Below are 16,246 nucleotides of genomic sequence, written 5' to 3'. Positions count from 1 at the left end.
ATATCATTTAATCAGAATGATCTTAATCCATAGTTTTTTTAAAATACTTGCCCTTGTTCATCCTATGGAATCATTGGGTCATTTTTTATGAAATGATGAATCATCAAAAAAAAGAGCCCGGTAGTTGGTACCGGGCTCTCAATCAAGACAGCATTTCTATCAAAAGATCAATTCATGATCCATGTTATAGACTATTTAATTACTCCATAAGAAGCATCTTTTTAGTATCATTAAATGATTTGGTTTCAATAGAGTAATAAAGCACTCCGGCTGATCCAAAATCACCTCTGTTTAATACTAATCTGTTGACTCCTTTTACTCCATCTACTTTATAAGATTTGATCGTTTTGCCGGTCACATCTGTCACGGTGATGGTTGCTTTTTCACTTCTGGCCAATTCAAATCCGATGACAGTCTGTGATTTGAAAGGGTTTGGTGTGTTTTGATACAAGGCATTGCTTAAAGTAGCGTTGGAAGCATTTCCAAATTCAAGAGATACATTGAGCAATTTAGTATTTGCATTTTCAGAGGCATAAGCTTCTGCTCTTGTATATCTGGAGTTGATGTGTAGATTGTCACTTAATGTGAGTTCTTTTGTTGCTTTTACTTTTACGCTAAATAGAGTAGTGCCATTTTTTACCGTAGTAGCCTGGCCGGTGGCATTGATATCACTCCAGCTGGTAGTGATGTACCCATTGCTTAATTTAGTCAAACCAAAATTATCTGCAGTCACTTTTAATGCTCCGGGATATACATCTACTACAGTCAATCCTGCTACTGATAGTGAAAACTGGTAGCCATCGATTTTATTGAAGTTTTCAGCTGTGAAATCGATGATGGCTTCTTCACCTGCTTTCAAATGACGGTCCATTGATTTGAATCTAAGTGTACCTGCAGCTTCTCTTGCTTCAGCGCCAAGTAGACTGTGTGGGATGGAAGAGGCATTGACATCTCCAACTTTGATACCTACAAAATCTCTATTTAATTCATCTCTGCTGAGATCATTGATGTTCAACTGCTCAGGGAAACTGACTTGAAGCGGAGCATTTGTTTTGCTGAAATCATATGATCGTGGGACAAATCTCCAACTGGTATTGTTGGGTAGTTTGTCATACACTGTGAGAATCAATTTACGCAATTCTACCAAGTCAAGGACTGTGATATCATTGTTGCGATCCACATCCGCAGCAATCATTTTATAAGCGGTCTTAAGCGGTTCTACACCAAGTATGTGTTTTTGAATTAATACCAGGTCTATCGTGCTAACACCGTTCATTGGGTCATCGTCCCTATTAGGCGTGATGGTATAACTATCGGGAATCGGTAATCCTTTGAAAGCATACAGACCTTTGATGTCTGTCATATAAGCTGACATAGGGCGTGAACTTTTGATATTCATAGCTACTTTCTCTACAGGTTCTTCACTTTCAGTAGTGATTTTTCCTGCGATAGAACCAGCTGCGCCGGTATTGTCAGGACACTTATTGCCATTTCCATCCTGAATCAATAAGTATGTTCTACAGAAATCATTATTGCCCGCAGCATCCCATACATAGATATCTACTTCAATAGTGACGCTGATTCCGTTTGGTATGTCTGCACATTTAAACGTTCTGCTGGAGATCAATCCTTCATCATCAAAAGAATAATTTAGCGAAGCTTTTGGAGTGCAATTGTCATAACTACCTGCATTCAGGTCGCTAGCCCATACGGTGATTTCTCCAGTACTAGGCATTAACACAGTTGCGATACCATTATAGCAATATGGTGTTGGTTTTTTGCAATCTTTTACTATCAGGACAAACGTAGAGGTATCTTCATTACCACAATTGTCTTCAGCGATGACATGTACCAGATGAGTGCCATCTTTGATAGTAGTAGAAGTGAAAGCAGATACATTGGCTTTAGTCAGGTCGATGCTGGCTTTGTTATATCGTTTTGCAGCGATATCAGCACTACTTGCATTTTGATCCAACTCCCAGCGGAAAGTAATTTTGCTTGCATCAGTACAATTATCTGTGGCTACAAATGGTATAGATAAATTTGGAGCAGTGCAATCTGCATCTGTACCGGTATACAAGCAGATAGTAGTGTCTTTAGTAGTGACTACAGGTGCTTCTGTATCTATCACTTTGATGATCTGAGTATAAGTGATATAACCATCACCTTCGTCTTTGAGGTGTCTGTACACACAATATCTATTGGCAGTATCAGCTACTTTACGATCATCCACGATCACCTCTGCATTTCTATCATGAGCATTTGGATCATATTTGCACCAGTCGATTAACTTCCAGGTACGGACGATTTTATAACAGGCGTCTGGAACGATATCATATCTGACATCTTCATAGTTTACTCCGACTAATTCACAATCATCATCCATTACGATAGGTTTGCCGGTGACATCCGGGCTGGTGCTTCCTTTAACATCACAATTGATGACTAAATCTTTTGGAAATTCTACCTCAAAGTCAGATCTGTGTTTCACAATGATTTTTTGATCACACACGATTTTGTTTTCACATTTGTCTTTGGCAGTCCAGGTTCTTCTGATCCATCCATTGCCGCAATTATCGAGATATACATCATTGGTAGTGGTAATGACAGGAAGTGTACAGTTATCCCAGATATAGAATTTGCCTTCTCCAGCGGAGGCACTACCGGGATTTCCCTGGTGAGCCACTGGAGTATCAAATAGAGTTGAAGCATCGAATTTACCTGCCTGATCAGTTTTGTCCAAACATAACCAGCTATGGCAATAAATCGGTGTCCATGAGTCAGTATTGCCACAAAGATCTATGATCGGTCCATGATCGTTTGGTCCGTGTGATGGAGGACCATAGATGCTACAGCCATACCAACCATATTCTTTGCCTGTGGGGTCTTTGATATCTTCGGTAGAATTGTTTTCTACACTGCATTCGATTTGCTTGTATGGATCTCCGTTTTTGTCAACACAAGTCTTATCCTTAATATTGTCATTGAGCGTTCCAAAAGTTGCACGGTCTTTGGTAGTTACAGTGGAGTAATCATAATCATGGCAAGCCGTATTGGCATATTCGTTTTGGTATCCTAAAACCCCATCACAGAATGCAAGCTTGTCTTGTGGTTCCTGGCATACAGGCAATGTTTTGTCGTCTACCAAAATATTGATCATGCAGTCACTGTATAATCTGGCAGAACAAGTATTGCCAGGAGCATTGCCTCCATCAGTATTATTACCAACTTGCACTAGTACTTCTTCTTCAGGGAAATAGAAGTCACAACTTTGTGCATAAGTCTCTGCACTTGGATATAGTGGAGAATAATCTGTATAAAAATTAGGTGAAGTACCTGGCTTCCAATGAGTAGGCGCACATACGGGGCCAAATCCACGGTCGCAATCTTTAGTTTTTACACCAAAGAACTTGTAGTTGTGCCACAATCTGCACATACTCCATGTATTGTAAGCAAACCAGTCATGTTTAGAACAAGGGAATACATGAGGATCATATAAAGGCACTCCGCATGCTTCGTATACTCTCAACACTACCTGGTTAGTACCACACTCAGATAAATCGATATAATCTGCAAATACAAAGCAGTTGATCCATCTTTCCAACCATTTGTCCCAATAGGCTTTATGGTTCCAATAATCGGATTTGCAGCTAGCATTCCAATAGTCTGTCCATTGTTTGCGATAAAACTCTATGGTGTCCATATGAGCGACCGCAAAGTGAAGTACATCACAACAATTGTCCTTGCTACCATGATCCAAATCTTCTGCATAAACTCTTGCCCAACAAGTACTAGGATCTACTGTAGTCTGTGTATATTCGATACAAACAGGATTAGGAGGAGTGACATCTTTTACTTTGACCGTGATCTCTGCCTCAGTCCTATTAAGACATGCGTCAGAGATAGATACTTTCACTGTATGATATACTTTACCACCCTTGGCTGATACGATGGCAGGTAATTTAAGCGTAGCAGGTAGAGTACCACTTAAAATGACTATTTTTCCACCATGACCTCCGAGATCGTATTCTGCGATATATTCTTGTTTTGGATTAGGATCGCAATCATCGACGAGCAAAGCAGCTATCGCTACATTGGCAAAACAATCGTGTGGGCCGGTATTGGCTGAATAATATAATTTGCTATCAGATTTTATTACTGGTTTTTCTTTATCTTCTACTTTGATATACTGTACACAGACAGTATCTCTGCCAGAGCACCAGTCATTGATGAGCCATTCTCTTCTGATTTTAAATCCGGTACCACATATTGGGATAACCTGATCTCTCCAGGTAAGGCTGGTTTTGCAGAACCCACCAGGTGCAGGATACATGGCTACACAAGAATCAACTCTATAACAAGTACCTGCTCTTACTACTAACACGCTATCAGATATAAAGGGAACTACTTTTAATCCTGCAGGAACACATTTTCTTGCGCCTCCAAAAGTATCACGCTGCTGAAGTTTTAATAAAAAAGCAGGAGTAGGGTAGTTGGCATTTGATTCAACGCTTGAAAGCTGAATTAAATCAAAATTTGCTTTGTCTGAATTTGATTTAGTGTTATCAACTTTTTTGCAAAGTACCCGACATCCTAAAGATATCAGGTCTGGACACTTTATATTTTCTAGAGAATCTCTACCGATCGTCAGGGTATCTGTACAAGTAGAGGAGTTGCCCCACTCGTCCCAGGTACGGATAGATCTGATGACCCGGCCTAATCCTCGTGGATCAGTACAACCGTATTCTGTCCAAAGTAGATTTTCAATGGCTGCAGCGCCTAACTGACCGCAATTGTCTATGACATCACCTACAATCTCAGTGAGCCGTGCTACCTGAAAGCAGGATACCTTTGCGTTTTTACACAAAGGTTGAGGAGCAGCTTTATCTTCAATGGTTACATAGCCCCAGCAGCTATTTTTAGTGCTTTTATCGAATACACTATATATAAAGGTGTAACCGATATGGCTGCGATTGACACTGGTATCTCCTGAAACCTTGTCAGTACCATAAGGATAGTTGAGTTTAACAGCATAACTGGTACAAGCTGGATCAGGATTCTCCAAGAAATCTTCCGGGAAAAAATCGCGTACGCAATTGTCAGCCGGCATGGATGCATTGACATGATCGTTACACACAAGATTACATGGTTCTAGTGCGCTCAAGTTCAATGAGTAAAACAATGCTAGCAGCGCCGGTAGCCAACATCGTTTCAAACTTGGGAAGGTAATTGTCTTTTTCATTCTAGAAAGTGTTTGATTTAAATTCAATAGTTAATTTGATTAAAATTATTTTGTCTGATGTCATAGCAGGCTATTTTCCAAAACCGTACCAAATTCATTAATTAAGTGTTTGATATTCAGTAAAATAACAATATGATACACTTGTGTTAAAATTAATAATCGTTAAGCACTACTGATCATTATTTTATAAATTACACTTTTTCGTAATGTGTTAAATATTATTTAAAAAGAATATGTTTTTTTTTAGTAATATATTTTAGTGAAATCGCGATTTTGAAGCAGAAATGGGTTTTCATGCTTAATTTTAACCATCAAAACCTTTAAGGTCTCAGACCACATCAGCGTATTCCAAAGCACCCTATGGCAGCTCAATTCTGTGGCATGTCATTATGCGCAGACCGATGTCATTTGGGATCCGGCTTATACCCCGGATGAACTATTGTCCATTCAGGAAGCTATTCCAGAAGTCTCTCATTTTGGCAAATTTTTGATTTACACGCACGGAGATTATGATCATATCGTAGGGCGGCCATATTTTGAAGGTTTTACTCAAATCGGGTCAGATCTCATGGAGGTGCGGCAGGATAAGTCCAGATCGCTAGCTCAGCTGCGGGCTATAGATGATGAATATTATATAGACAGATCAGTCTCGCTCCGTTACCCTGAGCTGGACATGCTCATAAGGCCCGAAACCCAGTCAGAATACAGGCTAGGAGGAATAGACATCAAGTTCTACGCGGCTCAGGGGCATACTGCTGATGGCCTCTTTAGCCTATTGCCCGAGCTTGGTTTGCTGGTGGCAGGCGATTATCTGTCCAATGTGGAGTTTCCATTTATTGAGGACACTATTGGTCATTATCACGAGTCGATGGATACTGTAAAAAAAATCTTGAAGGAATGTAAGGTGGAGACCATGGTACCAGGCCACGGAACTATAGCTTATACTACGAAGGAGATATTGAACAGAATCGATCACTCAACAAGATATTTGGACAGTTTGGTCGTCCCGGACATTGTCGATTGGAGAATTTCCTGGGGGTATTCTCCCTTCGAGTCGTTTTTGGATAAGATGCATCAGAAAAACATTGATTATGTCCGATCACATAAAATATGATACGCCTTTGCTCAAAAAGATTGGCTTCAAATCGGGACAGCAGGTATTGATCTCCGGAGCCCCTGAGATGATAGTACAAATGTTAACCACAGAATCAATCCATTTTGATACCAGCATTCAAACCAGGAAATCCTATGATCTGGTGTGGTTGTACACCAACAAAACAGCGGAGTTGGAAGATTTTTAACTTGCGGGCTGCCCGCGCGGGGTGGCCCTCCCCCCCCCCCTTGCCCCCCCCCCACTTTTTTTCGTCCCCTTTTTTCTTTCCCCCCCCCCCGCGGGGGGGGCGGGGGGGGGGAGACGGCCCCGAATTCCCTCCCTGCCGGCCCCTCCCCCCCCCCCCCCCCCCCCCCCCCCCGGGGGAAAAAACCCCCTTTTCGGTTTTTTTTTCCGGGGGGGGGGCCCGGTTTTTTGGCGGGGGGGGGGCTGGCCGGCGGGGGCCCCCCCCCCCCACCAAATTTTTTTTTTTTTGGAATTAATTCTCCCCCGCCCGCCCGCCCTTTCCCCCCCCCCCCCCCCCCCCCCCCGGGGACCCGGGGGAAATATTTTTTTTTTTTTAAGGCGGGTTTCCGGTTTAAAGAAAAGCAGACGCATTATAGCATCCAATGGAATGATTTGGGTCTCCTGGCATAAAAAAGCATCCAAAAAGCCAACAGAAATAAACGAAGATATGATCAGGGCTACTGCTTTGGCACTAGACCTGGTAGATGTAAAAGTGGCATCGGTAGATGATACCTGGTCAGCTCTGAAAATGGTGATCCCGATAAAGAGCAGATAGGACCAATTAAATCAACATGGGAGCTTCTCTCAATATTTGGTCCATCCTGGACAATAATTCTTCTGCATTGGTCTGGCTAAAAGTCATCGGTGGTTTTATTTTTAATACATTATCATCCGGCCCGTCGGTACTCATTAAAATACCATAAGTTCGCATTCGGCCTGCAAGATAATTTGCAGCCAGGGTGGCAGGTTTCGTGCCATCTAAAAGCTCTATCCCAAGGAAGAATCCTTCGCCTCTAATGTCAGCGAGGATAGGATGATCAGGCAATAAATTATTGAGTTCTTTTTTGAGATATTGCCCAGTCAAAAGTGCATTTACCATTAAAGATTCAACCTGGAGCACCCTCAATACTTCGCAGGCTATGGCGCAACTCACGGGATTTCCTCCAAACGTATTAAAGTATTCCATTCCATTATTAAAAGCTGCTGCAATTTCCCTGGTACATAGCACAGCCCCGATTGGATGGCCATTACCAAGTGGCTTACCCAGGGTCACGATATCCGGAGTCACGCCATATAATTCATATGCTGAAAAATGTGACCCGATCCTACCCAGCCCGGTTTGTACTTCATCTGCGATGTACACCCCGCCGGCTTCTCTTATGATGGATACAGCTCGAGTTAAAAAATCTTTTGGGTAGACGATTTGGCCTCCACAACTTAAAATGGATTCGGCAAATAAGGCAGCTGGTTGAGAGCCCTGGCTATTTATCAGCGAGAGTATAGCTTTTACTTCTTGAAGATATAGTGCAGCCTGATCTGGATGCGAAGCATATATGCCTCTCAGCGGGTCAGGCATAGGGATGACATGTGTATGTGGAGGCCTGCCTTTACCTCCTTTGCGATCAAATTTATAAGAGCTAAGATCTACCATGGTGCTGCTATTGCCATGGTATCCCCATTGCATGGTCAGGACCTCTTTTGACCTGGTATAGTTTTTTGCCAATCGAATGGCCAGTTCATTGGCTTCAGTACCTGAGTTGGTAAAATAACATACTTCAAGAGTAGGGTCAAAGTATTTTTTTAGCTCCTCTGCGAGTGTTATGATTTGCTCATGAAGGTATCGCGTATTAGTATTCAGGACTGCCATACTTTTTTGGCCACGGCTCACCACTCTTGGGTGTTCATGACCACAATGGGCTACATTATTGACAGTATCCAGGTATTTTCTTCCCGTATGGTCTATGAGATATTGGGATTGTCCTCTTTGGATCCATAGCGGTTGGTTTTTATAAGAGACAGAAAGGTTAAAGCCTAATATTGCTTTTCTTTTTTGAAGAATATTACTAATAGAGGTATTAAGTATTTGGTGAGGGTAATCTTCAAACATAAATCCAGGATCGGGACTGATGCAGGTCCATACCGCTGTTTGAGACAAGAATCCAACTCCCGGAAAATCACCCACATACCCAAGTAAATCAAGAATAACCTGAAAATGCAAATGTGGTGGCCATCCTCCATTTTCCTCTATCTGCCCTATCCAACCGAGTGTATCCCCTGCGGAGATTAAATCACCTGGTTTCCAATGGAGTGATGACTGAGTCAGGTGCCCGTATAAGAAGTAAAATTTGACGCCGTTGTTATCGTGCTCCGTGATGATGGTTGGGCCATAGTCACGCTTCAAATTGTTGAAGTTTAAGCTATGAATTTTGCCACTGGCGGCTGAATAAACGGGGGTGCCGGCCGGTGCAAATAGGTCAATGCCCAGATGCTGAGTTCGCCATTGAGGGCCATCATTGCCTTCTGTTCTAAATGAATCACCGGAATAGAAAGGCCTGATCTCACTATATAGTCCGAGACCATATTTTTTATTATTATTTCTAAGAGTAGCCTCCGTCAGTGCATCCAATTTTTCATCCACGAGGTAGTTTTCAAAATTGCCCAGTTCTTCACTCCCTATACTAAAATCAAAAATGTGGGCCTGCTTCAAAAAATCCCGGCTGATGATGGGTGAATATGCTTTTGTATGCAGCCCGGTCAATATTTTTTTTTGATCAGGAATGGGTTCGAGATGGCATCCAGCCCTGAAACTGTACCATGCCATCCTCGGATGAAGGGCGAACCATTTTCCCAATAAAAGCCAGGCAGCCTGATCGCTGATCTGGAGGTATTCGTTGAGCGGCTCAGCGTCTTTGTTAATAGCAGATACGGTCACGCTGATCATCAATCTTGCAGCGATCATAGCATACAATACTTCCAGTTCCTCTGGGTTGAGTGGGCTGACACTATGATAAGCTGAAGTGATTTCTACAGCACCCTGGAGCGGATCTGCCAGGCCCATGATGCTGTAGGCACAGGTGATGGCGAGTTCGTTGATGCGATGGGTATAGACTGTGTCCAACCAATCTATGAGTGCATAAGCTTCGAAGCATTGGGTTGTGGAGTTCCAATTGCAGAGTACATTATAATCATTGGCATCATTGTAATTAACCTGACGGGGACATTTATCAAGCAGTGGGAATATGTATTGCTCAAGCCAATCCAGGTGGGAGATGAATATGCCTTGCCATCGGGAAGGAATCAGATGAATATGATCTTTGATCCATACTACCTGAGAAGGGTCCCATTTGATGAATCTATGAGCTGCATCGTGCTCAAAATCTGCCAGCACCATACTCAGCGAACCCATCATCAACCCAATGGAAGCACGGGTATGACCGGTCTGAGGATTGCACTGTGCTTGAAGCTTCGCATCTATCCATTCAAAAATCCTCAGATGGTAATCTTCAAATGGTACAAAATGGAGTCCACCCAATGAAAGAACGGGCTTTTGAAACACATACGTATAATTCTTTTGATGGAGGTGTTCTAAAACCGCGGACTCAAGTTCCAGGATAGCTACAGGGCGGTCAGGATTAGAGAGTTTTACCACATATTTTTTATCCTCATCCTCAAGAGAATAAACTTGGTCCAATTCGGAATAAATCATCTCTAACTTGCCTTTGAGACCAAACTGGGACCTTATAATTTCTGCCAGGTTATTTTTGTCCATATTGAATCGAAAAATAATCAATCTCAGGGAGTCCAACATCAAACTACCTCAAAATCAATGCAAACCGTTGTCTAATTGTATTTGGATGGACCTGAGTATGCTTCCCTGTTAGTTATTTTGTCAAAATGACTAAATTTGCGCTTCAATTCAAAATATGAGCAGGATTATCACTTTAAGAGATGCATTGCGCGAAGCCATGGTAGAAGAAATGAGGAGAGATCCAAATGTCTTTTTGATGGGAGAAGAGGTCGCAGAATACAACGGGGCTTACAAAGTAAGTAAAGGCATGTTGGAAGAATTTGGCCCTCAAAGAGTTATAGATACACCGATTTCTGAGCTCGGTTTTACTGCTATTGGAGTAGGCGCTGCCATGAATGGATTGCGACCCATCATAGAGTTCATGACCTGGAATTTTGCCATCCTGGCTTTTGATCAAATAGTCAACAATGCAGCTAAGACCCTGAGTCAATCTGCTGGTCAGTTTGCCTGCCCTATAGTATTTAGGGGACCTAGTGGGTCAGCAGGGCAGCTGGCGCAACAACATTCTCAGACATTCGAATCCTGGATGGCCAATGTACCTGGCCTCAAGGTGATCTCCTGCGTGGATCCTGCTGATATGAAAGGATTGTTAAAGTCAGCTATCAGGGACAATGATCCGGTGTGTTTTATGGAATCTGAGATACTGTATGGGTTAAAAGGTGATGTGCCTGAAGGAGAATACCTGGTGCCTATTGGATCAGCAGCTATCCGCAGAGAAGGCAAGGATGTAACCATTGTATCCTATAATAAAATGGTCGAAGTAGCCAAAAAAGCAGCAGAAGAACTGGCCAAAGAAGGGATAGAGGCAGAAATCATAGACCTGCGAACCATCAGGCCACTAGATTATAAAACCATAGTCGAATCTGTCAAAAAAACCAATAGGCTGGTAGTTGTAGACGAGGCCTGGCCTTTTGCCGGTATCAGCGCTGAGGTGACTTATGAAATCCAAAAACATGCTTTTGACTACCTGGATGCGCCTGTGATTCGAGTCAACTCTGCAGATACTTCACTGCCTTATGCTCCTACCCTGGTAGATGCCTGGCTACCCAATCCTGCTAAAGTCATCAAAGCAGTCAAAGAAGTGATGTATGTCGCTAATTAATCGCAAAGTAAATAAGGCTAAAATTTAACCGTAATTCCACCTACAGCATTCACACCGAACGTAGGATATTGATACCATCTGCGCCAAACACTATTGGCCAGATTGTTTGCCTGCACAAATAAGCCGAAGTTTTTAGTCAGGTGATAATCAGCTCCCAGGCTGATATCCAACAAAAGTTTTGACTTACCTGTATTGCCTAAATCATCTTCATAAGGAATGCCATCATTTACATAGGACTCAGCGGTCAGGAGCAGTTTTTTATTGAGCGATTGATATTGAAGAGAGCCATTAAATTCTAAAGAGGGTAGGCCCCAGGCACTTGGTTCAATATTCTTACGATAAAAGTTTTTATTGATAGCACCATTGACAATGATTTGTTTAGTAGGCCTGAAAGTAAGTGAGGCTGTACCATGTACCAGGTCAATAGCTCTATATAAAATGTCAAACCTGCTGAAATTATTGGTATTCAGTGAAAACAGAGGCAAGTTGTCATTTTGTTTGTAACCCACCCTGGCATCATATTCAACCGTTTTAGCAGAACCTTTTAATCCAATAAAGTAATGGGTAAAAGCATTGTTCTTTAAAATTAGCCTGGAGGTAATGAACGGATTATAATCACTCAGACTACGATAGGAGTTTTTATTCAGCCCTCCCTCAGCTCCTGCTACCACCATGAGTGAATTGCCGGCTATGCTGCCACTCAGATTGACAGCAGGAAACAAATTGATGTCTTCGCCATCAGAGGTGATTCTGACACCCCCCTGGATTAAAAAAGATTTTCCATGGATACCAATGGAAGGCAATAAGTAAAAATTGTTCAATTCTTGTTTGGCAGAATCCTTAAATGCAGTGAAGTCAGACCCCAATTCTATGCTGAGCGAATGTTTCTCTTTTATCCACTTTGTCAATCCGAGGTGAAGATTCGCTCCTTTTTCTGAGCTGGAGAGATTGTCTACTAATGAAGATACATTCAAGCCTGCAAAATAATTGATCCCATTGGCACTGATCTTGGGATTGAATAATTTGGCACCCACTTCGAAGATATCATAGTCGTGTTTTAAGATAGCGTTTGGGGTAAGGGTACCTGGATTTTGAATATAATGACCATAATGGTAGTATCGGTCTTTACTCACCAGCGCATCACCTTGTATGGCCATGCCTTCTTCGGTAAGGTAGAGTACATGTGCCTTGAGATCATTATCATAAAAGCGTTGAGCTTCGTTCTTGCTACTGTTAGCACTCAGGTGGGTAAGGTCGAAACCGACTTTAGTGCGTTCGTCATTTTTAAAACTATAGGAGAGGCGACCATATGCCTCTTTTGGAAAACCATAGCCGGCTTTAAGGTAAAAAGGATATACTGGCACAGGTTCAGCTGATTTCATTGCTAAAGGCCTGATCTGGGGTGCACTATAATTGAGTGCCTGCACACCAGGATTGACCTGGTATTGGTATTTGATCGGACTGGCATCTGTAGGGGTGACTTCAGGATTGACTTTTATTTTTTCAGCTTCAATCAGCCTGGCGTCGAAATCTTTTACGACCTGGATTACATCTACGGGCAGATCTTGCTGTCCAAAAGAAAATATCCGGTAGAAAATGACCAATAAAATTATACTTATTTTTTTCATGCGCTTACTATTAATGGGTCACTTAGTTATTGTCAAAAAATGAATTGATTTTCAGACTATCTTGTTTGAGTTTGCTTCCGGAAGCTTGTTTAGATTTGACAGCATCCAGCTTAGTCTGTGCCACTTTGGTAAGGGCCGGGTCCTCTTTAAAATTCTCCAGTACTGCTTCTAAAGCTGCTCTTGCATTAAACAAATCATTTTTATCCACAAAAATATCGGACAGCAGGATCATACTTTTTGCTACCCAATAGGGATAATCTGAGTTTTGAGAAATTGCATTGCGGGTGGATGTTTCAGCAGCCGCTGTAGATTTTTGTAAGTAGAGGATTTCTGCGAGCAGGTAACGGGCTTCTGCAGTTTGCTCGTTGTCACTAAGGTCCACGACCGCTTTGAGGTATTCATTCGCTTTGGCATAATTTTTTTGATCGTATGCTATTTTGCCCAGGTAAAACCCGGCCGTAGATTTTTGATCATTATTTACTCTAGGAGACTTGTAGACTTTGTCTCCATATAAGGTCACATCATTGGTGCGACCAAGACGGTACGCTGTACGCATAGCACCAAGTTGTGATTCGAACAAAGTGTTTTCATCCAATCCTCCGCCATTATTAGCCAATTCGCCATAGTATTTTAATGCTTTATCAAAATTTTGTTGAAAATTATAAGCCAGGGTAGCTGCTTTAAAAAGGGATTTATCATAAAATTCACTTCGCCCTTTTTGTATCACAGATTCGTAATCTGCGAGTGCAGGATCATATTTTTTGAGCAATACATTGGATTCGGCTCGTTTATACAAGGCAGGTATCAGACTCAGTCCCCGGGGGAATTTCTGCATATAATCTGTAAAAGCCGTTATGGCTCTTTCATACTGACCATCTTCATAATACCGAAGTGCAACTCCATAGTTGAGGGAATCTCTGGAGTAATTGGTGAGATTGTACCCGGGGATAGATTCCACAAATTTGATATACTCATCCGGCTGGCCCAGGTCGTCGACATAGATCTCCTGAATGGCAGTCATGGCTTCCTGAGATTCCTGAGGCGTAGGGTTGTGTTTGAATACCTCTTTATAATCATTGAGGGCCTCGGTTTTGTTTCCTTCATTATAAGTCATCAATCCTAATTGGATGAGGGTGCGGTTGTAGATATTAGTGCCGGGATAATCTTTGAGTAATTTTTTTAGACTGGCGATGGCTTCATTGGTCTGATTTTGCTCAGAATAAGTGAGGGCTATTTCATACAAGGCGTCATCAGCAAATTTTGAAGTAGCTTGTTTTTTGATCAGATCATCCAATAACCTGATTTTCTCTTTATTGTTATTTTTTAAGCCCTGGATGATGGCAGTCTGGTATTGTGCATAGTCGTTGCCGGTAGATTTATTCTTAATCACCTGATTGTATAAACCGATAGCCTCATCATACCTGTTTCGTTTAAATGAGCAGTCTGCACTGCGTAAATAGGCATCTGCCAATAAGGTGCTTGATGCTCCCGTACTGTTTTTTTTCAATTTGTCGATTGCTGCATTGAACTGTTCGCCGGCTGGTAGAAAAGCTTCTTTCTTTAATTGATTATACCCTTGCAGATAATTAGCCATCGGCAGTAGCATCGGATCTTTTAAATCTTTGCCTGTGCCAGCCGCATTAGTGAATTTGTCTACAAGCTGTGCACTGAGGTTGAAATCTCCCTGGCGATGTGCGAGGTCAGCTTGCCAATACATCGCTGATAGACTTATATTTTTATCAAATGAGGGTTCAATAGCTTTGGAGAGCAGTACACGGGCTTCGCCAGGACGATCTTCATTGATCAATTGCAATGCCCTTCGGTACGCCAGTTGTTGATAAGCAGCTTTTAATCGCTGGGACGGATTTTTAATGGACTCTATCGTGCGTATAGCATTGTCGTAGTCTTTGGTTCTATCCAGCACATCGCCAATGATATTTTGTGCTTCATCGTAATACTTTGACTCCGGGCCAAAACCGTTGAGCGCTGTGATGCTCTCTCGCTCAAAACCTAATTCTGCAGATAATTTGCCATAATTGAACAGCGCTTCTTCCCGGATATTGTCCTGGTAGGGTAGTTTACTAACATTGTAAAATGCAGTCCTGGCGCTCAAAGTATTACCACTTCTCAAATAACAATCAGCAAGGTAATAATTTGAATTCTGGCCTATTTGGCTTTGTTGTGCACTCAAGGTGCTGAAGTAAGGGATTGCTTTCTCATACAAACCGGATACATAATTGCAATATCCAAGGGCATAATAATCTGCTTCTTCCAAAGTCTGCCCGTTTTTTTCAAAAGTGCTCAAATGGACCAGCGCTTTGGCATAATCTTGTTTGAGAAAATAGGCATGTCCTACCATCCTTCTGATGAGTTCGACTTTGTCTACTTTCTGGGTCCCATCCAATATTGGCTGCGCATACGATATAAGTTTATCATATTGTTTTTGTGAGAAGTAGATTTGAGTTACGTAGTAAGGGATGAGATCGGAGTATTTTTTGGACTTGGCAGCTACCGCAAAACTTGCGATCGCCTGATCATATTTGCCATTAAAATAATGACTCATCCCCAGGTAATAATTGGTAGGGTAATAATATTCTCCTTTAGTATCTTTTACCAGGGTGAAAGAAGTGCTGGCATTTTTAAAATCTTTTTTTGCAAAATAGGAGTAGCCTTCTTTGAACTTGACTTCACTCAGGGTCGATGCAGGCATACCGCGGGTATCCATTAATTTATAGTAGATCAAAGCATCTGTATAATTCTTTTGATCAAAATGATAATTGGCAACTTCCAGGTTAGCTTTTTCGGCTATCGGGTCAGGGCGATTCTTTTTAATGAATTCTGTCACCATGAGGTCAGCATCTTCCAATTTTAATCTCAATGCCGAAATGGCGCTATAATATTCGGCATACAGGTGAAGGGTCTTATACTCAGGTTCGAAGCTTAACCTTTGCTCTTTAAGCACTGTTTCAAATTCTTTCCTTGCAGCTACATAGACTCCCTCTGAAAACAGCCGGAGTCCTTCTTTATAATGAGCATTGATCTCAGAAAAAACAGAAGTCTCCTGACTGAAAATCACACCACAAGAAAGAAAAGATATCAATACAATAAATAAATGCCTCATTATAAAATTTTTGGTGATATAAAAATACTACTTTATAACTCAACTTAGCACCTATATATGTGTAAGTCAGCGACAAATTTATGAAAAAATTAACTCATATGATAACTCACACTGATATCTGCCAGGATCAGTTTTAAATATTAGCCAGGACGGTGGATTACATTAAATTCTGAGGGAACCGGCTCTACGCCTACGCTCTGATTATTAGACCAATCGTGACCAGAAATT

General features: G+C 41.8%; 8 protein-coding genes. 4 read left to right on the top strand and 4 right to left on the bottom strand.

The features are described from left to right. Positions 1-199: 199 nt before the first annotated feature. Complete coding sequence (locus IPJ09_05800; GenBank protein ID MBK7370942.1) at positions 200-5,242, bottom strand: T9SS type A sorting domain-containing protein; 5,043 nt, start codon at positions 5,240-5,242, stop codon at positions 200-202. Positions 5,243-5,618: 376 nt separating this feature from the next. Here IPJ09_05800 and IPJ09_05795 point away from each other — a divergent pair, with 376 nt between their 5' ends. The 3 genes from IPJ09_05795 (at position 5,619) to IPJ09_05785 (ending at position 7,134) form a co-directional block, all read left to right on the top strand. Further along, positions 5,619-6,356 carry an MBL fold metallo-hydrolase gene (locus tag IPJ09_05795; GenBank protein ID MBK7370941.1) on the top strand — a complete coding sequence of 246 codons (738 nt, stop codon included), beginning with the start codon at positions 5,619-5,621 and terminating at the stop codon, positions 6,354-6,356. Beyond that, the gene (locus tag IPJ09_05790) at positions 6,334-6,543 is read left to right on the top strand and encodes a hypothetical protein (GenBank protein ID MBK7370940.1); all 210 of its coding nucleotides are present in this window, start codon (positions 6,334-6,336) and stop codon (positions 6,541-6,543) included. The genes IPJ09_05795 and IPJ09_05790 overlap by 23 nt, the downstream gene beginning before the upstream one ends. A gap of 423 nt (positions 6,544-6,966) precedes the next feature. Next, positions 6,967-7,134: a hypothetical protein gene (locus IPJ09_05785; protein ID MBK7370939.1), complete on the top strand. Its 168-nt coding sequence runs from the start codon at positions 6,967-6,969 to the stop codon at positions 7,132-7,134. Positions 7,135-7,140: 6 nt separating this feature from the next. On the opposite strand, the gene IPJ09_05780 is transcribed toward IPJ09_05785, so the two are convergent. Beyond that, positions 7,141-10,128, bottom strand: a complete 2,988-nt coding sequence (locus IPJ09_05780; GenBank protein ID MBK7370938.1) for an aminotransferase class III-fold pyridoxal phosphate-dependent enzyme — start codon at positions 10,126-10,128, stop codon at positions 7,141-7,143. 154 nt (positions 10,129-10,282) lie between these two features. Here IPJ09_05780 and IPJ09_05775 point away from each other — a divergent pair, with 154 nt between their 5' ends. Next, positions 10,283-11,269 (top strand): pyruvate dehydrogenase complex E1 component subunit beta, encoded by a 987-nt coding sequence (locus tag IPJ09_05775; protein MBK7370937.1) that lies wholly within the window; start codon positions 10,283-10,285, stop codon positions 11,267-11,269. A gap of 17 nt (positions 11,270-11,286) precedes the next feature. On the opposite strand, the gene IPJ09_05770 is transcribed toward IPJ09_05775, so the two are convergent. Both IPJ09_05770 and IPJ09_05765 read right to left on the bottom strand, forming a co-directional pair. After that, positions 11,287-12,897 carry a hypothetical protein gene (locus tag IPJ09_05770; GenBank protein MBK7370936.1) on the bottom strand — a complete coding sequence of 537 codons (1,611 nt, stop codon included), beginning with the start codon at positions 12,895-12,897 and terminating at the stop codon, positions 11,287-11,289. 22 nt (positions 12,898-12,919) lie between these two features. Further along, positions 12,920-16,018, bottom strand: a complete 3,099-nt coding sequence (locus IPJ09_05765; GenBank protein ID MBK7370935.1) for a tetratricopeptide repeat protein — start codon at positions 16,016-16,018, stop codon at positions 12,920-12,922. Between the last annotated feature and the right edge of the window lie 228 nt (positions 16,019-16,246).

The sequence above is a fragment of the Saprospiraceae bacterium genome (assembly GCA_016709995.1).
Lineage (GTDB): Bacteria > Bacteroidota > Bacteroidia > Chitinophagales > Saprospiraceae > JADJLQ01.
This window is presented reverse-complemented; position numbering and strand designations above follow the sequence as displayed.

What these genes read in the sequence shown, in the direction of transcription:
- IPJ09_05790 (MBK7370940.1), top strand. Translation starts at nt 6,334, where the DNA reads ATGTCCGATCACATAAAATATGATACGCCTTTGCTCAAAAAGATTGGC.
- IPJ09_05775 (MBK7370937.1), top strand. Translation starts at nt 10,283, where the DNA reads ATGAGCAGGATTATCACTTTAAGAGATGCATTGCGCGAAGCCATGGTA.
- IPJ09_05800 (MBK7370942.1), bottom strand. Translation starts at nt 5,242, where the DNA reads ATGAAAAAGACAATTACCTTCCCAAGTTTGAAACGATGTTGGCTACCG.
- IPJ09_05785 (MBK7370939.1), top strand. Translation starts at nt 6,967, where the DNA reads ATGATTTGGGTCTCCTGGCATAAAAAAGCATCCAAAAAGCCAACAGAA.
- IPJ09_05765 (MBK7370935.1), bottom strand. Translation starts at nt 16,018, where the DNA reads ATGAGGCATTTATTTATTGTATTGATATCTTTTCTTTCTTGTGGTGTG.
- IPJ09_05780 (MBK7370938.1), bottom strand. Translation starts at nt 10,128, where the DNA reads ATGGACAAAAATAACCTGGCAGAAATTATAAGGTCCCAGTTTGGTCTC.
- IPJ09_05770 (MBK7370936.1), bottom strand. Translation starts at nt 12,897, where the DNA reads ATGAAAAAAATAAGTATAATTTTATTGGTCATTTTCTACCGGATATTT.